We start from the raw sequence: 16,905 nt of genomic DNA on the forward strand, positions 1-16,905 counted from the left end.
GCGACGGGAGCGGGCATGAGTTCGACGGCACGGGCCATCTGGGACGACGCTCTCATCTCCTACGACTTCGGGCCGGGCCATCCGCTGGCGCCCGTCAGGGTGGAGCTGACGATGGCGCTGGCCCGCGAGCTCGGCGTGCTCGACAAGATCGAGGTGGTCGGCTGCGTGCCCGCCACCGACGACGAGCTGGCCATGGTGCACAAGCGCGACTACATCGAGGCGGTCAAGCGCGTCTCGGCCTCGGGCGGCCCCGACCTGTCCGCGGGGCTCGGCACGTCTGACAATCCCGCGTTCAAGGGCGTGCACGACGCCTCCGCGCTCATCGCGGGCGCCACCCTGGCCGCCGCCCGCGCGGTCTGGGAGGGCACGGCCGAGCACGCGGTCAACATCGCCGGCGGCCTGCACCACGCGATGGCCGGCTGCGCCAGCGGCTTCTGCGTCTACAACGATCCGGCGCTGGCCATCGCCTGGCTGCTCGCGCAGGGGGTCGGCCGCATCGCGTACGTGGACGTCGACGTGCACCACGGCGACGGCGTGCAGGCACTGTTCTACGACGATCCCCGGGTGCTGACGATCAGCCTGCACGAGAGCCCGCGCACGCTGTTCCCCGGCACCGGGTTCCCCGGGGAGACCGGCGCCGACGGCTCGGCGGTCAACGTGGCGCTGCCCGCGGGCTGCGGCGACGCGGGCTGGCTGCGGGCCTTCGAGGCGATCGCGCCGCCGCTGCTGCGTGAGTTCCGGCCGGACATCCTGGTGACCCAGCACGGCTGCGACAGCCACGCGCTCGACCCGCTCGCCAACCTGATGCTCAGCGTCGACGGACAGCGTGCCGCCTACGCGTACCTGCACCGGCTGGCCCACGAGACGGCCGGCGGCCGGTGGATCGCGACGGGCGGCGGCGGCTACGAACTGGTCCAGGTGGTGCCGCGGGCCTGGACGCACCTGATCGCCGAGCTGTCCGGGCATCCGCTCGATCCGGCCACCCAGACACCCCCGGCGTGGCGGGCTTTCGTACGGGAGCGGACGGGGGAGACGGCCCCGCTGACCATGACCGACGGCAGAAATCCGGAATTTCGCGACCTGTCGGGTGGTTATGACCCAGCAGACCCCATCGACCGTGCGGTCATGGCGACCCGACAGGCGGTCTTCCCCCTGCACGGCCTCGACCCGATGCCCTAGGGAGAGCTGTGCTCAGCCGCGACCAACTCCGTGAACACCTGATCCGGACCCGGATCGCCGGCGAGGTCGCGACTTCGCGCGAGAACAACCTCGACCACTACAGTTCGGCGGCCAACCGCGACCCGTACTACCTGCTGGGGCTGACCCTCGAACAGCCGTGGTCGTTCCGGGACGTCCTCGCGCAGATGGCCAAGTCGGCGGGGGTGAAGGCCGATCCGGGGCACCGCTGGGGCCAGGACACCATCGACCCCGACCTGACGATCGACGCGCTCGACGCCATGGCCGACCGGATCGCCGGCGTGCTGTCGCGGGAGAACCCGCGGCTGCTGTTCGCCACCGGGCACCCCACGGGCCTGCTCGCCGTCCACCTGCCGCTCGCCCGGTTCGCCGTCGAGCGCGGGGCGACGCTGCTGACGCCGGCCGAGGGATGGACCTACTCGGGGTCGGGCTTCGGACGCGCGCGCAAGATCCGCTATCTCCAGGACATCGCGATGCTCGATGACAAGGGCGGGTTCGTGCACACCCACGACTCGGCCCCGATGGAGCGGATGCTCACCGTGCTGGGAGACGCCTCGCCGGACCTCGTCATCGCCGACCACGGGTGGGCGGGGGCGGCCGGAGAGGCGGGCGTGCCGACGGTGGCGTTCGCCGACAGCAACGACCCTGGACTCTTCCTGGGTGAGGCGGAGGGCAAGATCGACGTCGTCGTTCCACTCGACGACAATGTGCTACCGCGCCACTACGCTCCGTTGACCGCTCATCTGGTCACACGAGCCTCACGGACCCCATGAGTCCGATTCGGTCATACCCATACGGTCTTTTCGCGCCTGCATTCCAAGAGGCTCGCAGTCCCTTTGCCAACTTTTGAGGCACCCTGGGCGACTCTTATGTGTGACAAGTTGGACAGTTCCAACGTCTAGGCGAGGTGCTCAAGCCAGTGGTTAACCAGCATCTTTGCTGGTTCGGCTGACAGGTGGCTCCGTCAACTGAGAAAATAGGGGGTTTGCGCTATCGGAGTCCCGACTTACGCTGACGGCAGTACACGTGCGTGAGCAATGGCACCAGTGGGGATAACCCGTAAACACGTGCGGAAGAGGCGTCCGATGGGTGCAGGCGAAAGACCTCTCAGCGAGGTGAAGTTCCTGACCGTGGCGGAAGTGGCCACGGTCATGCGGGTGTCCAAGATGACGGTGTACCGCCTGGTGCACTCTGGCGAGCTGCCGGCCATCCGTGTCGGCCGGTCGTTCAGGGTGCCCGAGCAGGCGGTCCACGACTATCTGCGGGAGGCCTACATCGAGGCAGGCTAAGACTGAGGTAGCGGCGTATGCCACACGCCGTGAATGCCGTCGTGGGAGATGCCCGGCCGCCACCGAGCGGCCGGGCTCACCCCCCAGGGCGCGATCCACAGGCGATCGCCGGTAGTCTGTGAGCCGGTGTGCGCTCGCGCATCGATCAGACTTGCTATCAGTACCTGGGGGTCCCGTGGGCTCTGTGATCAAGAAGCGCCGCAAGCGGATGGCCAAGAAGAAGCACCGCAAGCTGCTCAAGAAGACGCGCATCCAGCGGCGCAACAAGAAGTAACAGACGCAGCTGCGAGGCGCTGATGACCCACACCGTGCTCGTCACCGGGGTCTCGCGCCACGTGGGCGCCCGGCTGGCGAGCGTTCTCGCCGCAGACCCGGACATCAGTCGCGTCATCGGAGTAGACACCGTGCCGCCGCCCTCGCTGACGCGAGATGGCGGCATCTCCCTCGGCCGGACGGAGTTCGTCCGGGTCGATCTACGCAGCCCGGACATCGCTCAGGTGATCGCGGCTGCCGACATCGACACCGTTGTGCACATGAGCCTGGTCAGCGCTCCGTCGAGGGGCGCGGGCAGGGCCGTGATGAAGGAGCACAACGTCATCGGCACCATGCAGTTGCTCGGTGCCTGCCAGCGGTCGACGACCGTGCGGCGTGTGGTGGTCCGTTCGACCACCGCCGTCTACGGTTCGTCGCCACGGGATCCGGCGGTGTTCACCGAGGACCTGGAGTCGCACGAGGGCCCCAGCCACGGCTACGCCAAGGACGCGGTCGAGGTCGAGGGCTACGTGCGTGGGTTCGCGCGCCGTCGACCCGACATGGCGGTGTCGCTGCTGCGGTTCGCCAACTTCATGGGTCCGGGTGTCGACTCGCCGCTGACCCGTTACTTCACCCAGCCGGTGCTGCCGACCGTGTTCGGCTTCGACCCGCGGCTGCAGTTCGTCCATGAGGACGACGCCGTCGAGGTGCTGCGCCGGATGGCGACCGAAGACCACCCCGGCACGTTCAACGTGGCCGGGGCAGGCGTGTTGCTGCTGTCGCAGTGCGCGCGCCGGGCGGGGCGGCCGACACTGCCGCTGTTCGCGCCCGCCTTCCGCCTGCTGGGCGATTCCGCGCGCCGGGCCGGCCTGGTCGACTACTCGCCCGAGCAGGTCCGGTTGATGAGCTACGGCCGGGTGGTCGACTGCTCCAGGCTGGAGGCCGAGCTGGGCTGGAAGCCGAAGTTCACCACCGGAGCGGCTTTCGACGACTTTCTGCTCTCGCGGGGGCTGCACCCGCTCGGAGGTGTGCGGCATTGACCGTCCCAGACGAAGAGGCCCGCGTGATTCCCATCAGCGCGGCACCGTCCTTCGAGGAGCCGGAGCCCCTCGCCAGGCTGCTGGCCTTCATCCGCAGGCGCATCACCGGCGACTACGAGGTCGACGAGTTCGGCTATGACGCCGAGCTGACGGACAAGGTGCTGCTGGAGCTGATCAGGCCCCTCTACCACCGCTGGTTCAGGGTGGAGACCGTCGGCCTGAAGAACGTTCCCGACGAGGGCGGCGCGCTGGTCGTGGCCAACCACTCGGGCACGCTGCCGGTCGACGCGCTGATGATGCAGGTGGCGCTGCACGACGAGGCGGAGCGGCCGCTGCGGCTGCTCGGCGCCGACCTGGTCTACCAGCTTCCGCTGCTCGCCCACCTGTCCCGCAAGACCGGCCACACGCTGGCCTGCCGCGAGGACGCCGACCGGCTGCTGCGCAAGGGCGAGCTGGTCGGGGTGTTCCCCGAGGGCTTCAAGGGCGTCGGCAAGCCGTTCTCCGAGCGCTACCGGCTGCAGCGCTTCGGCCGCGGCGGGTTCGTCGCGTCGGCGATCCGCGCCGGGGTGCCGATCCTGCCCACCGCCATCGTCGGCGCCGAGGAGATCTACCCCAAGATCGGCGACCTGCCGACGCTGGCCAGGCTGCTCGGCCTGCCTTACCTGCCGATCACGCCGCTCTTCCCGCTGCTCGGCCCGCTCGGCCTGGTGCCGCTGCCGTCGAAGTGGATGATCCAGTTCGGGGAGCCCATCCGGACCGACGAGTACGACGCGTCGGACGCCGACGACCCGGTGCTGGTGTTCAACCTCACGGATCATGTCCGCGAGGTCATCCAGCAGATGCTGAACGAGCTGAGACTGCGCCGCGGCCCCGCCTTCCCGCCTCTCTTCTGACCTCAGCGGACCTCCCTGCAACCGGTGGCGCGTTCGCGGTGTTCTCCCTGTGAAAGAACACCGGAACCGAAGGAACACCATGGATCTGCAACTTGCCGGCCGCGTCGCCATCGTCACCGGGGCGTCCAAGGGCATCGGCCTGGCCGTGACCACCACGCTGATCGAGGAAGGCGCGCACGTCGTCGCGGCCTCCAGGACCCGCACCCCCGAACTGCCCGACAAGGCGGTGCACGTGCCGGTCGACCTGATGGACCCGCAGGCGCCCGCCGAGGTGGTGGCCCGCGCGGTCGAGGAGTTCGGGCGGCTCGACATCCTGGTCAACAACGCCGGTGGGCCGCCGCCCGGCGTGACGCTGCCGCACGCCGGCTTCATGAACTCGGACGACGCCACCTGGCAGGCGATGTTCGAGTTCAACCTGTTCTCCGTCATCCGGATGATCCGCTCGGCCGTACCGGTCATGCTGGAGGGCGGCGGCGGCTCGATCGTCAACGTCTCCTCGGTCAGCGCCAGGCAGCCGGCGGTGGTGAACATGGATTACGGCGCGGCCAAGTCGGCCCTGACCTACGTCAGCAAGGCGGTCGACGAGGAGTACGGCCCGCAGGGCATCCGGGTGAACACGGTCTCTCCCGGACCCGTGCTCACCCCGTGGTGGACCGACGAGGGCGGCGCCGCGGACGTCTTCGCGGGCATGGTCGGCTCCGACAGGGACAGCGTCATCACCCAGGTGGCCCCTGAGATGATGAAGCTGACGACCGGCCGCCTGGTCGCCCCGCAGGAGGTCGCCGACGCGATCGCCCTCCTCGTCTCGCCGCGCTCCGGCAGCACGGCGGGCGCCGACCTGGTGATCGACGGAGGCTGTCTCAAGGAGCTGTGATCCCGCCGTGAACCTCTATGGCGGGTTGTGGTGATACATCCGTGACCGACTTCCCCGCAGAAGGGCGGAGATGATCACGCAACCCGCCACCAGGGGTGCGGATGCCGAGCTGGTGAGCGCTTCCTTAACCGATCCTGAAGCGTTCGCCGAGCTCTTCGACCGCTACTCCGCCATGCTCTACAGGTACGTCTCCAAGCGCCTGGGCCCCGAACCGGCCGAGGACATCGTCGGCGAGACGTTCCTGGTCGCCTTCTCCCGCAGGAGGAGCTACGACCCGAGCTACCCAGACGCCAGGCCGTGGCTCTTCGGCATCCTGACCAAACTCGTCTCCCGCCACCACCGCACCGAGGCGGCCCGATATCGCGCCCTGCAGCGCGCCCCTGTCGACGCCCACGTGGAATCTCCGGCCGACCGCGTGGCCGCCGGGGTGACCGCGCAGGCCTCGCGCCCCGAACTGGCCAGCGCGCTGGCCGCCCTGCCCGCCAAGGACCGCGACGTGCTCCTGCTGATCGCGTGGGGCGATCTGACGTACGACGAGGTCGCGCGGGCTCTCGGCATCCCGATCGGCACTGTGCGCTCCCGCCTCAACAGGGGCAGGCGGAAGGTACGCGCGTCGCTCGGCGACACCAACCCGATGCTGGAGGAGGAGTGACGATGGACGACCTGAAGATGCTCCGGGACCTCGGCCGGGAGCTCGAACACCAGCCTCCGCCGACGCTGGTGCGCCAGCGGCAGCGCCTGCTCCAGGCCAGGCCGAGGCGCGGGCGCGTGACGTGGCTGATGACGGGGCTCGTCGCGGTGGCCACGATGGCCGCGGTCGCCGTGCCCACGCTGCTGCTGAGCGGCCGCCAGACCGTCTCTCCGCCGACGGGCGCCCGCCCGGCCAACGTGAGCGGCGCGCTGAACGTGCTCCTGGTCGGCAGCGACAGCCAGGCGGGTTCGGAGAGGTTCGATAACGGGGCCCGCTCCGACACTCTCCTGCTGCTGCACCTGCCGGCCGACAGGAAGAACGTCACGGTGGTCGCCTTCCAGAGAGACTCGATGGTGCAAATCCCCGCGTGCGGGTCGCAGCCGCCCAGGAGGGCCATGATCAACTCGGCGTTCAACGTCGGCGGTCTCGCCTGTTCGGTGAAGACGATCGAGTCTCTGACGAAGGTGCGCGTCGACCACATGATGGAGCTCGAGTTCTCCGGGGTCGCGCCCGTCGTGGACGCTCTCGGTGGTGTCGAGGTCACGCTGCCCCAGGCGGTGGACGACAAGAACACGAAGCTGAAGCTCAGCGCGGGCAAGCACGTGCTCAATGGCGAGCAGGCGCTGGGCTACCTCCGGCTGCGTCGCTACGGCGACGGGTCCGACATCCAGCGCATCAAGCGCCAGCAGGTGCTCATGACGTCGATGCTGAAGAAGGCCAAGCAGCGGCTGAAGGATCCGGCGGCCATGCGCGACTTCCTCACCACGGCCAGCAAGTCGATCAAGACGGACGCGGAGTTCGACCTCGACACCATGATCGGCATCGCCGGCACGCTGGACAAGAGCAAGGTGCGCTTCACCATGGTGCCCTGGCGGCCCGATCCGGATGACCAGAACCGGATCGTGTGGAAGCAACCGGACGCGGAGCGGCTCTTCGCCACCTTGCGTTAGCTAGCCCTGTGTCGAGCGGTAGTGCCTGCGCAGGGCGATGCCGGCGGCGATGCCGCCGGCCACCGCTCCGACGCCCGCGGCGATCGGCAGGGCGGTCAGCGTCGCCTTTCTGCCGGTGCGGAAGTCCTTGATCGGCCAGTTGTGCTTCCTGGCGTGCTCGCGCAGCTCGCTGTCGGGGTTGATGGCCACCGGCTGCCCGACCAGCGACAGCATGGGCAGGTCGTTGGCCGAGTCGCTGTAGGCGGTGCACCGGGTGAGGTCGAGGCCCTCCCTGCGGGCCAGTGCCCGCATCGCCTCGGCCTTGGCCGGGCCGTGCAGCAGGTCGCCGACCAGCCGCCCGGTGTAGACGCCGTTGCTGGTCTCGGCCACGGTGCCGAGCGCGCCGGTCAGGCCGAGGCGCTGGGCGATGACCCGGGCGAGCTCGACCGGCGTGGCCGTGACCAGCCAGACCCGCTGGCCGCGGTCGAGGTGGCTCTGCGCGAGCGCCCTGGTGCCGCCCCAGATGCGGTCGGACATGACCTCGTCGTAGATCTCCTCGCCCAGCCGGATCACGTCGTCGACCTTCGCGCCCGCCACGAACGCCAGCGCGGTCTCGCGGGCCACCGCGATGTGCTCGGGGTTCTCGTTGCCGCGCAGCCGGAAGACCGCCTGACCGACGGCGAACTTGAACAGGTCGGAGGTGGTGAACAGGCCACGGGTCGCCAGGCCCCTGGCGAAGTGGTAGATGGAGGCGCCGCGCATCATCGTGTTGTCGACGTCGAAGAAGGCGGCCGCCTGCTGGTCGGGCTCCGTAGGGGTCACCGCCACCGCGGCCGCCGCTGCGGCCTCGCCGGCGAGCTCCGCCTCCACCTCGTGCCGTCGTCGCATTAGCCGCCACATGGGCCTCAGCTTACCTATCCCGGTGCCACGAGCCCGTCGATGTAGTCGAGGTATCCGGTGGCCTTGTCCTGCTGATCGCCGTCCATGCGTTCGAGCATCGGCTCGACCATGTTCTTCTGGTCGCGCGCGAACCGGTTGATCTTCGGTGAACGCGGTTCGGCCCGCTCCAGCCTGCTGATGCCCGAGCGGGTCGACTCCTCCATCTCGGTGAGCGTCCTGGTGACCAGCGGGCCGTCGCCGGACGAGCCGAGCAGCCGGGCGACCTCGGACGCCCGGGTCTTGGCCGAGATCAGCTCGCGCTCGGCCCGCTGCACGTCGTCGGCGCTGAGCCGGACCAGCGTGCTCTCCGCGGCGCGCTTGAGTGGGTAGAGCGTGTCGCCGGGGAGCGCCTGGTAGGTGGCGAACGCCGACAGCATCATGGCCGCCGTCAGGCCGAACGTGGCGATCTGGGAGACCCAGGAGAGCCGCCGCGCCCGGCGGCGGCGGGAACGGCGGGCCGGCCGTACGGGATCGGCGGCGGAGTGCGTGGAGAGGAGGCCGGGGTGCGCGGACAGGAGCTCGGCGCGGAGACGTTCCCGGAAGGCGGCGGCCGGACCCTCGCCGAGCGGGAGCCTGCGCAGCTCCGCGAGGTGACCGAGCACGCGCTCGCGCGATCTGCGGCCCCTACCCATGACAGCTCCCTGACGCCCCCGGGAAAAGACCCGGTCGTGACACCTGCCTAACGACGCCTGGCCGCCGGAGGTTACGCCAGATCGTGTTTGAGTGCCCTGGCCAATGCGCGGATCGCGCGGAATTGCAGCGCTTTGATCGCTCCACTCTTCTTCCCCATGATCAACGCGGTCTCGGCGAGCGACAGGCCATGCAGGAACCGCAGAACCACGCATTCCTGCTGCTCGGGATTCAGATCCTGGACGGCGCGCAGCATCCGGTCGTTGATGATGGCCGTGACGACGGCGTTCTCCGGAATGTGCGGCCCGTCGAGCGGGACGTCGATCACCTCCCCGGTCGGAATCTCCAGGCGATAGCGGCCGGACTTGAAGTGATCGGCGACCAGGTTCCTGGCGATGGTCACCAGCCAGGCGCCGAAGTCACGGCCCTGCCAAGTGAAGTCGGTGATCCGGCGAAGCGCGCGTAAGAAGGTCTCGCTGGTGAGATCCTCGGCCAGCGGGTGGGAGCCGACGCGGAAGTAGATGTAGCGATAGACGAGATCCACATAGCGGTCATAGAGCGTGCCAAAGGCATCCGTGTCTCCGGTCTTGGCATGTAACACGAGCATGCGGAGGTCATCGGGAATCTCTTCGCGCACGGCAAGCTCGCTCGTCCGGGCGGGACCAGCGACCGCTGGTGTGAGTAGCCCGGCGAACGGCCACGAGTCAGGCATCCGGTATCCCTAGGGGTAAGGGGTGCGGCGTGCTCGAACACTCTAGAAATCAACCGGAAATTCCACAATCCGCTTCCCGAAGGCATGACTAGCCGTAATCGGCCGATACCGTGTGGACCGACCCGTTCCCTCTTCGGCTACCGGCTGGGAGGCATAGTCCGGCAGCATTGGAGTCACCATGGAGATCCTCGTTGCTGTCCTAGCCTTTGTCGGTGCCCTCCTCGCCGCGATCGCCGCAGTCGCCCTGGTCCGCCGGTTGCGCGAGGAGGTGGAGGGGTGGTTGATCGCCTGGACCGTTTCAGCCGTCGCGCTCTGCCTGACGCTCGGCGTGATCGGTGTCGGCTACCTGATGGGGTTCGGGGTCGTCACCTTCAAGGTCTACCAACTGACCGGATCCCTCCTCGCGCCCCTCTGGCTGAGCATCGGGCTGGTCCAACTCCTGTCGGAGAAGGTGCCGCCGAAATTCGTCGGCTGGCTGTTCGGGATCGCCTTCACCGTCGTCTCCACGGTGGTGCTCATCTTCGACCCGGTCAGCAAGGCCGACGAGATGGGCAAGGTGCTCCCCGTGGCCGAGGGGCACTGGGACATCATCCCCCGCTACCTGCTGGTCGGCGCGCATTCCATCGCCGGGCTGATCATGCTGGCGGCCGTGGTGATCGCGGGGCTGCGCTGGCGCAACGGTGACGAACTCGACACCGACAACCTGCACGCCGTCATGGTCATCGCGCCCTCGGGCATCGCGATCATCGGCGCGATGCGGTTCGCGGTGCCGGGCATCTTCGCCACCGCGCTGTTCGTGGTGGCCGCCGCGGGCATCTGGTACACAGTGCTCCGCCCGCTGGCGCCGTACGAGGACGACGACGAGGACGACGCGCCGGAGAGCCACCGCGGCGAGCGATCCGCCGAGCGCGCCGGCGAGCGGTCCGCCCACGGCCGCCGGGCCATGCGGGAGCAGGATCCCTTCCTCCCGCCCGCCGCCGAGTCGCCGATGCAGGCGCCGCCCCAGCAGCAGCCGCTGCCCCCCGGCCAGCCCCGCAGGTCGGGTCTGGGCGACCTGGTGGCCGAATACCGGGCGGGCGACCAGCCGGTCGACTACGCCGCCCGGATGGCGCCGCCCGACCAGGGCCCCTCGACCGGCTACATCATGAACGGCAGGCACGGCGGCGGCCCGCAGACGGGCCCGCAGGACTTCGGGATGCCGGCCACCGGCGCGATGTACCCGGGCGCCGATGTGTTCGCCCCGGGCTCCCGCGCGCCCCAGCAGCCGCCACAGGCTCAGCAGCAGCCCCCTCAGGCCCAGCACGCCTCACCGGCGCCGCAGGCCCAGCCCCAGCAGCAGGCGGCCTCCAGCAGGCCCTCACCCAGCATCTACGGCATGCTGACCGTCTTCACGCTCATGGACGGCTCGGGCGAGGCGTTCGACCGCCTGGCCGAGCTCACCGTCGAGGCCGTACGCAGGGGCGAGCCCGACACGCTCATCTACGCCTGCCACGCGGTCAAGTCGGCCCCGCTCCAGCGCATCGTCTACGAGCTCTACCGCGACGAGGTGGCCTACCGCGACCACCAGCGCCAGCCGCACGTCGAGCGGTTCGTCAACGAGCGGCAGGCCATGGTGCTGGCCACCAACATCATCGAGCTGAACGTCAACGCCGCCAAGGTCGTGCCGCTCCCGACCGCGATGTACTAGCCGCGTCCTAGCCGCTCAGCGCGGCGCGCAGCCGGTCTTCGGAGACCCGCCAGAAGTCGTGCTGGACCCCGTCGACAAGTGTGACCGGGATCATCTCCCAGTATTTCTCCCGCAGCTCCTCGGAGGAGTCGATGTCGACCTCCTCCCACGGCACGCCAAGGTCTCCCGCCACGCGTGAGATCACCTGACGCGCGTCGTCGCAGAGGTGGCAGCCCGGCCTGCCGAGCAGCGTGATGCGGTGCATGTACGCAACCGTATCGCTCCGACTTTGTGCATCGCTTCACAAAGGGATTAACCTGAAAGGCGGTTCGATCCCATTCACGCGGCCGGGAGGCCGCTCGTCCCCTGGAGCTCCGGCACGTGAAGAGCCCGTCCCAATCCCGTGACCGCGGGATCCCCGAGGCAACGGTCGCCCGGCTCCCGTTGTACTTGCGGGCGTTGAACGGGATGGCCGAACGCGGCGTCGCGACCGTCAGCTCCGAGGATCTGGCCATGGCCGCCGGAGTCAACTCCGCCAAGCTCCGTAAGGACCTTTCCCATCTCGGGTCGTACGGCACGCGCGGCGTCGGCTACGACGTCGAATACCTCGTCTACCAGATCTCCCGCGAGCTGGGCCTGACCCAGGACTGGGCGGTCGCCATCGTCGGAGTCGGCAACCTGGGCCGGGCGCTGGCCAACTACGGCGGTTTCGTGTCCCGGGGCTTCCGCGTCGCCGGGCTGCTCGACGCCGACCCCGAAGTCGTGGGCGACGACATAGCGGGGTTGAATGTTGAGCACATCGACGTCCTGGAAACCGTCATCGAACGGCGTGGAGTCTCGATCGTGGTTCTGGCGACACCCGCGTTGGCGGCGCAGGAACTCTGCGATCGTGTGGTGGCGGCTGGAGTGACCAGCATCCTGAACTTCGCGCCGGTAGTGCTTTCTGTACCAGATGGCGTGGATGTCCGTAAAGTTGACCTATCAATAGAACTGCAGATCCTTGCGTTCCACGAGCAGCGCAAAGCAGGGGGGCCACTTATGGCCGTGGACAGTCAATGAGTGTTCTGTCCGTAGGAATCAGCCACCGGACAGCTCCGGTGTCCATGCTCGAGCGCGTGTCCGTATCCGGCGAGGCGCTCGTCAAGCTTTTGCACGACGTTCAGCAGGACGCGTGCGTCTCTGAGGCCATGGTGGTCTCGACCTGCAACAGGGTCGAGATCTACGCGGCCGTCGACCGCTTCCACGGCGCACTCACCGGGATCAGCCGGCTGCTGAGCGTCCACTCGGGCGTTCCCGTGGAGGAGCTGTCACCGCACCTGTACGTCCACTACGAAGACCAGGCCGTCGAGCACCTGTTCTCGATGGCCTGCGGCCTCGACTCCATGGTCGTCGGCGAGGGCCAGATCCTCGGCCAGGTCCGCAGGGCGCTCACACTGGCGCAGAAGCAGGGCACGGTCGGCGCCACCCTCAATGAGCTGGTGCAGCAGGCGCTGCGGGTCGGCAAGCGCGCCCACGCCGACACCGACATCGACCAGGCGGGCGCCTCGCTCGTCACGGCCGGCCTGGCGCTGGCGGGCGACCTTGCCGGGCGCCGGGCGCTGGTGGTCGGCGCGGGCTCGATGAGCTCGCTCGCCGCCACCACGCTGGCCCGCGCGGGCGTGACCGACATCGTGGTGGCCAACCGCACCTTCGAGCGCGGCGTACGGCTGGCGACCTCGGTCGGCGGCCGGGCGGTGGAGTTCTCCGCGGTTCCCCGAGAACTGTCGGCGGCCGACATCGTCATCACCTGCACGGGCGGCGGGCGGCACGTCATCACCCCCGACATCGTGGCCGCCCACATGACGGGCAGGGGCGTGTTCCTGCTGGACCTGGCGCTGCCGCACGACATCGACCCCGCCGTACGCGAGGTGCCCGGAGTCACGCTGGTCGACTTGGAGACCATCCAGGAATCGGGCATAGGCTGGCGGGAGGGCGACACGGTCGACTCGGTGCGCAGGCTCGTCACCGAGGAGCTGGCCGCGTTCCTCACCGCTGAGCGGGCCGCCAGGGTCACTCCGACCGTGGTGGCGCTGCGCAGCAAGGCGGCGACCGTGGTCGAGGCCGAGCTGGGCAGGCTCCTCATGCGCATGCCCCACCTCGACCGCAAGGCCAGGGACGAGGTGGCGCAGACCGTGCAGCGGGTGGTCGACAAGCTGCTTCACGAGCCCACTGTGCGTGTCAAACAGCTCGCCACCAGCCCGGGAGGCGATCATTATGCCGAAGCGCTGCGTGAGCTGTTCGACCTCGATCCGAAGATGCCCGATGCCGTCAGGGAGGTGGAGTTGTGACACTGCGCTTGGGCACCCGGCGCAGCCTGATGGCGACCACCCAGTCGCAGATGGTCGCCGACTCCTACACCGAACGCACCGGGCGGGCGGTCGAGCTGGTCGGCGTCACCACGTTCGGTGACGTGACCAAGGCTCAGCTGGCGCAGCTCGGCGGCACGGGCGTGTTCGTCAGCGCGCTGCGTGACAAGCTGATCGAGGGTGAGATCGACTTCGCCGTCCACTCGCTGAAGGACCTGCCGACCAAGCCCGACCCGCAGGTGACGCTGGCCGCCATCCCGGCCCGGCACGACCACCGCGACGCGCTGGTCGGCCATGCCAAGTTCGCCGACCTGCCCGCCGGGGCCAGGGTCGGCACCGGATCGCCGCGCCGGATCGCCATGCTCAGGGCGCTGCGGTCCGATCTCGAGTACGTCCCGATCCGCGGCAACGCCGACACCCGGATCGGCAAGGTCACCGCCGGCGAGCTCGACGCGGTCGTGCTCGCCTCGGCGGGCCTGACCAGGATCGGCAGGGACGCGGAGATCGCGCAGATCTTCGAGGTCGAGGAGCTGCTGCCCGCGCCGGGGCAGGGCGCCCTGGCCGTGGAGTGTCTCTCCGACCGCGCCGACCTGATCTCCTTCCTCGGCGTGCTCGACGACCCGCGGACGCGCTCCGCGGTGACGGCCGAGCGCGCCGTCCTGTCCGCTCTCGAGGCCGGCTGCTCGGCCCCCGTGGGTGCTTTCGCCGTCGATGACGGGCAGACTCTGAACCTCACCGCCATGGTCGTCTCTCTCGACGGCCAGGAGGCGGTGCGCAAGTCCGCCGCCGGCTCTCCTTCCGAGTCCGTGAATCTCGGCCAGCTCCTCGCGGCCGAGATGATCTCCGAAGGGGCCGACAGATTGATGGGGGAGCAATCCCGTTGAGCTCCGATAGTCCAACCTCCGGGTTCCTCGCGTTCGTGGGCGCGGGCCCCGGCGACCCGAACCTTCTCACGCTCCGCGGCGCCGAACTGCTCGCCAAGGCCGACGCGGTCGCGCTCGACGAGGAGCTGTTCGGCTCCTACCTGCGCCATTGCCGCGAAGGCGTGGAGGTCACCTCCGGCGACCTCGTCAAGCGCGCCAAGGCCGGGCAGTTCGTCGTACGCCTGTGCGAGGGCGACCCGATGCTGTTCTCCTCGATCGCTCGCTCGATCACCGAGGAGGTCGCGGCGGCCGCCGCGGCGGAGGTGGACTTCGAGATCGTGCCCGGCGTGCCGCCCGCCACCGCCGTACTCACCTATGCGGGCATCCCGCCGGCGCTGGACACTCCGGAGTTCCGGATCGTCGACGCCGCGCACGAGCAGGACTGGGCCGCCCACGCCGCCTGCAAGGGCACGCTGGTCATCTACAACGGCATCGCCGGGGCCGTCTCGATCGGCAAGGCGCTGGTGGCGGGCGGCAAGCCCGACAGCACGCCCGTCGCGGTCAGCAGCAGCGGCACCACGACCGAGCAGTACACCGTCGTCTCGACGCTGGCCAGGCTGCAGGCCGACCTCAAGCACGCCGGCTTCACCGAGCCCGCGCTGATCGTCGTCGGCGACGCGGTCGGGCAACGCGACAAGCTGTCGTGGTTCGAGACCAAGCCGCTGTTCGGCTGGCGGGTGCTGGTGCCGCGCACCAAGGAGCAGTCCAAGAGCCTGTCCGAGCAGTTGGCCTCCTACGGCGCCGTGCCGGAAGAGGTGCCGACCATCTCGGTCGAGCCGCCGCGCACGCCGCAGCAGATGGACCGAGCGATCAAGGGCCTGGTCACCGGACGCTACGAGTGGGTGGCGTTCACCAGCTCCAACGCGGTCAAGGCCGTACGCGAGAAGTTCGAGGAGTACGGCCTCGACGCCCGCGCCTTCGCCGGGCTGAAGGTGGCCGCCGTGGGCGACGCCACCGCGCGGGCCCTGGTCGAGTTCGGCGTCAAGCCCGACCTGCTGCCCTCGGGTGAGCAGTCGTCGGAGGGCCTGGTGGCCGAGTGGCCGCCGTACGACTCGATGCTCGACCCGATCAACCGGGTGCTCCTGCCGCGGGCCGACATTTCCACAGACACCCTCGTCGCCGGACTCACCGAGCTAGGCTGGGAGTGCGACGACGTCACGGCCTACCGCACCGTACGAGCCGCACCGCCCCCCGCCGCGACCCGCGAGGCGATCAAGGGCGGCGGGTTCGACGCGGTGCTCTTCACCTCCTCCTCGACCGTGCGCAACCTTGTGGGCATCGCCGGCAAGCCGCACAACGTCACCGTGATCGCGGTCATCGGGCCGCAGACCGCGAAGACCGCCGAGGAGTTCGGGCTGCGAGTCGACGTCATGGCCGACAGGCCGTCGGCGTCCGCCCTGGCCGCCGCGGTGGCCGCGTACGGCGCCAAGCAACGCCAGGCGGCCCTCGCCGCCGGCGACAGCCCGCGTCGGCCGTCGCAGAACCGCAGAGGCGCCAGAAGGAGAGCCAAGTGAGTGCCGAGTACCCTGCCGCCCGCCCGCGCAGGCTCCGCCGCAGTCCCGCGTTCCGGCGCATGGTGGCGGGCACCAGGCTGCATCCCGCGGACCTGATCCTGCCGATGTTCGTCAAGGAGGGCATCGACCAGCCGCAGCCGGTCGCCTCGATGCCCGGCGTGGTCCAGCACACCATCGACTCGCTGCGCAAGGCCGCCCACGAGGCGGCCGACGCCGGGGTGTCGGGGCTGATCCTGTTCGGCATCCCCGCCGTGAAGGACGCGCGTGGCTCGGCGGCCGACGACCCCGAGGGCATCCTGCAGGTCGCGCTCCGTGAGGTGAACGAGGAGGTGGGTGACGCGGTGGTGGTCATGGCCGACACCTGCCTCGACGAGTTCACCGACCACGGTCACTGCGGCGTGCTGACCGCCTCCGGCGACGTCGACAACGACGCGACGCTGGAGCGTTACGCGTCGATCGCGGTCGCCCAGGCCAGGGCCGGATCCCAGATGATCGCGCCGAGCGGCATGATGGACGGCCAGGTCGGGGCCATCAGGGCGGCCCTCGACGCCGACGGCTTCCGTGACGTGCCGATCCTCGCCTACACCGCCAAATACGCCTCCGCCTTGTTCGGCCCGTTCCGCGACGCCGCCGAGTGCGCGCCGCAGTTCGGCGACCGCAGCACCCACCAGCAGGACCCGGCCGGGCCGCTGGAGGAGGCGCTGCGCGAGGTTCGGCTCGACCTCGCCGAGGGCGCTGACGCGGTGATGGTCAAGCCGGCGCTGGCCTACCTCGACGTCATCAGGCGCTTCCGCGACGAGGTCGACGTGCCGGTGGCGGCCTACCAGGTGAGCGGCGAGTACGCGATGATCGAGGCCGCGGCGGCCAACGGCTGGATCGACCGCGACCGGATGATCATGGAGTCGCTGGTCTCGATCAAGCGCGCGGGCGCCGACCTGATCCTCACCTACTGGGCCACTGAGGTGGCACGACGGCTGTGAACCAGAGGGTTTCCCGTCGCCCCTGGGACCC

Annotated in this window: 19 protein-coding genes; 15 read left to right on the top strand and 4 right to left on the bottom strand. The window is 69.5% G+C overall.

What is annotated here, in order from left to right:
- Positions 1-15: 15 nt before the first annotated feature.
- From KME78_RS13135 to KME78_RS13175, 9 genes are all read left to right on the top strand, one after another.
- Complete coding sequence (locus KME78_RS13135; RefSeq protein WP_219529138.1) at positions 16-1,179, top strand: acetoin utilization protein AcuC; 1,164 nt, start codon at positions 16-18, stop codon at positions 1,177-1,179.
- A gap of 8 nt (positions 1,180-1,187) precedes the next feature.
- Complete coding sequence (locus tag KME78_RS13140; protein ID WP_219529139.1) at positions 1,188-1,970, top strand: phosphatase; 783 nt, start codon at positions 1,188-1,190, stop codon at positions 1,968-1,970.
- 312 nt (positions 1,971-2,282) lie between these two features.
- Positions 2,283-2,486 (top strand): helix-turn-helix domain-containing protein, encoded by a 204-nt coding sequence (locus KME78_RS13145; protein ID WP_026214222.1) that lies wholly within the window; start codon positions 2,283-2,285, stop codon positions 2,484-2,486.
- A 175-nt stretch (positions 2,487-2,661) separates the two neighbouring features.
- Positions 2,662-2,760 (top strand): 30S ribosomal protein bS22, encoded by a 99-nt coding sequence (locus KME78_RS13150; RefSeq protein WP_018654693.1) that lies wholly within the window; start codon positions 2,662-2,664, stop codon positions 2,758-2,760.
- A 22-nt stretch (positions 2,761-2,782) separates the two neighbouring features.
- Entirely contained in the window at positions 2,783-3,778 is a 996-nt protein-coding gene (locus KME78_RS13155) for an NAD-dependent epimerase/dehydratase family protein (protein WP_219529140.1), read from the top strand.
- 23 nt (positions 3,779-3,801) lie between these two features.
- Positions 3,802-4,671: a lysophospholipid acyltransferase family protein gene (locus KME78_RS13160; RefSeq protein ID WP_219529141.1), complete on the top strand. Its 870-nt coding sequence runs from the start codon at positions 3,802-3,804 to the stop codon at positions 4,669-4,671.
- 79 nt (positions 4,672-4,750) lie between these two features.
- A complete protein-coding gene (locus KME78_RS13165; RefSeq protein ID WP_219529142.1) occupies positions 4,751-5,545 on the top strand; it encodes an SDR family NAD(P)-dependent oxidoreductase in 795 nt (264 codons plus the stop codon).
- Positions 5,546-5,615: 70 nt separating this feature from the next.
- Positions 5,616-6,197 carry an RNA polymerase sigma factor gene (locus KME78_RS13170; protein ID WP_219529143.1) on the top strand — a complete coding sequence of 194 codons (582 nt, stop codon included), beginning with the start codon at positions 5,616-5,618 and terminating at the stop codon, positions 6,195-6,197.
- A gap of 2 nt (positions 6,198-6,199) precedes the next feature.
- On the top strand, positions 6,200-7,186 hold the full coding sequence (locus KME78_RS13175; RefSeq protein WP_219529144.1) for an LCP family protein: 987 nt from the start codon (positions 6,200-6,202) through the stop codon (positions 7,184-7,186).
- On the opposite strand, the gene KME78_RS13180 is transcribed toward KME78_RS13175, so the two are convergent.
- The 3 genes from KME78_RS13180 to KME78_RS13190 all read right to left on the bottom strand — a co-directional run bounded on the left by KME78_RS13180 (position 7,187) and on the right by KME78_RS13190 (position 9,446).
- Positions 7,187-8,065 (bottom strand): HAD family hydrolase, encoded by an 879-nt coding sequence (locus KME78_RS13180; protein WP_219529145.1) that lies wholly within the window; start codon positions 8,063-8,065, stop codon positions 7,187-7,189. It abuts the gene before it with no gap.
- A 14-nt stretch (positions 8,066-8,079) separates the two neighbouring features.
- Positions 8,080-8,736 carry a DUF5667 domain-containing protein gene (locus tag KME78_RS13185; RefSeq protein WP_219529146.1) on the bottom strand — a complete coding sequence of 219 codons (657 nt, stop codon included), beginning with the start codon at positions 8,734-8,736 and terminating at the stop codon, positions 8,080-8,082.
- A 71-nt stretch (positions 8,737-8,807) separates the two neighbouring features.
- Positions 8,808-9,446 carry a sigma-70 family RNA polymerase sigma factor gene (locus KME78_RS13190; RefSeq protein ID WP_214640665.1) on the bottom strand — a complete coding sequence of 213 codons (639 nt, stop codon included), beginning with the start codon at positions 9,444-9,446 and terminating at the stop codon, positions 8,808-8,810.
- Positions 9,447-9,624: 178 nt separating this feature from the next.
- On the opposite strand from KME78_RS13190, the gene KME78_RS13195 reads away from it, so the two are divergent.
- Positions 9,625-11,133 (top strand): putative quinol monooxygenase, encoded by a 1,509-nt coding sequence (locus KME78_RS13195; protein WP_219529147.1) that lies wholly within the window; start codon positions 9,625-9,627, stop codon positions 11,131-11,133.
- 7 nt (positions 11,134-11,140) lie between these two features.
- On the opposite strand, the gene KME78_RS13200 is transcribed toward KME78_RS13195, so the two are convergent.
- Entirely contained in the window at positions 11,141-11,377 is a 237-nt protein-coding gene (locus KME78_RS13200) for a glutaredoxin family protein (protein WP_219529148.1), read from the bottom strand.
- A gap of 116 nt (positions 11,378-11,493) precedes the next feature.
- On the opposite strand from KME78_RS13200, the gene KME78_RS13205 reads away from it, so the two are divergent.
- Genes KME78_RS13205 through hemB form a run of 5 tightly spaced genes read left to right on the top strand, consistent with a single transcriptional unit; the run spans position 11,494 to position 16,874 of the window.
- Positions 11,494-12,171: a redox-sensing transcriptional repressor Rex gene (locus KME78_RS13205; RefSeq protein WP_219529149.1), complete on the top strand. Its 678-nt coding sequence runs from the start codon at positions 11,494-11,496 to the stop codon at positions 12,169-12,171.
- Positions 12,168-13,439, top strand: a complete 1,272-nt coding sequence (locus tag KME78_RS13210) for a glutamyl-tRNA reductase (protein ID WP_219529150.1) — start codon at positions 12,168-12,170, stop codon at positions 13,437-13,439. Before KME78_RS13205 ends, KME78_RS13210 begins: the two co-directional genes overlap by 4 nt.
- Positions 13,436-14,341, top strand: coding sequence for a hydroxymethylbilane synthase (gene hemC / locus KME78_RS13215; protein WP_308126930.1), 906 nt, complete (start codon positions 13,436-13,438; stop codon positions 14,339-14,341). Before KME78_RS13210 ends, hemC begins: the two co-directional genes overlap by 4 nt.
- Positions 14,338-15,894 carry a bifunctional uroporphyrinogen-III C-methyltransferase/uroporphyrinogen-III synthase gene (locus tag KME78_RS13220; protein ID WP_246651027.1) on the top strand — a complete coding sequence of 519 codons (1,557 nt, stop codon included), beginning with the start codon at positions 14,338-14,340 and terminating at the stop codon, positions 15,892-15,894. The genes hemC and KME78_RS13220 overlap by 4 nt, the downstream gene beginning before the upstream one ends.
- Positions 15,891-16,874, top strand: a complete 984-nt coding sequence (hemB, locus tag KME78_RS13225; RefSeq protein WP_219529151.1) for a porphobilinogen synthase — start codon at positions 15,891-15,893, stop codon at positions 16,872-16,874. The genes KME78_RS13220 and hemB overlap by 4 nt, the downstream gene beginning before the upstream one ends.
- Positions 16,875-16,905 lie beyond the last annotated feature (31 nt).

Source organism: Nonomuraea guangzhouensis (assembly GCF_019396345.1).
Classification (GTDB): Bacteria; Actinomycetota; Actinomycetes; order Streptosporangiales; family Streptosporangiaceae; genus Nonomuraea; species Nonomuraea guangzhouensis.

Excerpts from the sequence above, each read along its gene's own strand:
- KME78_RS13135 (WP_219529138.1), top strand. The coding sequence starts at position 16 with ATGAGTTCGACGGCACGGGCCATCTGGGACGACGCTCTCATCTCCTAC.
- KME78_RS13145 (WP_026214222.1), top strand. The coding sequence starts at position 2,283 with ATGGGTGCAGGCGAAAGACCTCTCAGCGAGGTGAAGTTCCTGACCGTG.
- KME78_RS13155 (WP_219529140.1), top strand. The coding sequence starts at position 2,783 with ATGACCCACACCGTGCTCGTCACCGGGGTCTCGCGCCACGTGGGCGCC.
- KME78_RS13165 (WP_219529142.1), top strand. The coding sequence starts at position 4,751 with ATGGATCTGCAACTTGCCGGCCGCGTCGCCATCGTCACCGGGGCGTCC.
- KME78_RS13170 (WP_219529143.1), top strand. The coding sequence starts at position 5,616 with ATGATCACGCAACCCGCCACCAGGGGTGCGGATGCCGAGCTGGTGAGC.
- KME78_RS13175 (WP_219529144.1), top strand. The coding sequence starts at position 6,200 with ATGGACGACCTGAAGATGCTCCGGGACCTCGGCCGGGAGCTCGAACAC.
- KME78_RS13180 (WP_219529145.1), bottom strand. The coding sequence starts at position 8,065 with ATGTGGCGGCTAATGCGACGACGGCACGAGGTGGAGGCGGAGCTCGCC.
- KME78_RS13185 (WP_219529146.1), bottom strand. The coding sequence starts at position 8,736 with ATGGGTAGGGGCCGCAGATCGCGCGAGCGCGTGCTCGGTCACCTCGCG.
- KME78_RS13190 (WP_214640665.1), bottom strand. The coding sequence starts at position 9,446 with ATGCCTGACTCGTGGCCGTTCGCCGGGCTACTCACACCAGCGGTCGCT.
- KME78_RS13195 (WP_219529147.1), top strand. The coding sequence starts at position 9,625 with ATGGAGATCCTCGTTGCTGTCCTAGCCTTTGTCGGTGCCCTCCTCGCC.
- KME78_RS13200 (WP_219529148.1), bottom strand. The coding sequence starts at position 11,377 with ATGCACCGCATCACGCTGCTCGGCAGGCCGGGCTGCCACCTCTGCGAC.
- KME78_RS13210 (WP_219529150.1), top strand. The coding sequence starts at position 12,168 with ATGAGTGTTCTGTCCGTAGGAATCAGCCACCGGACAGCTCCGGTGTCC.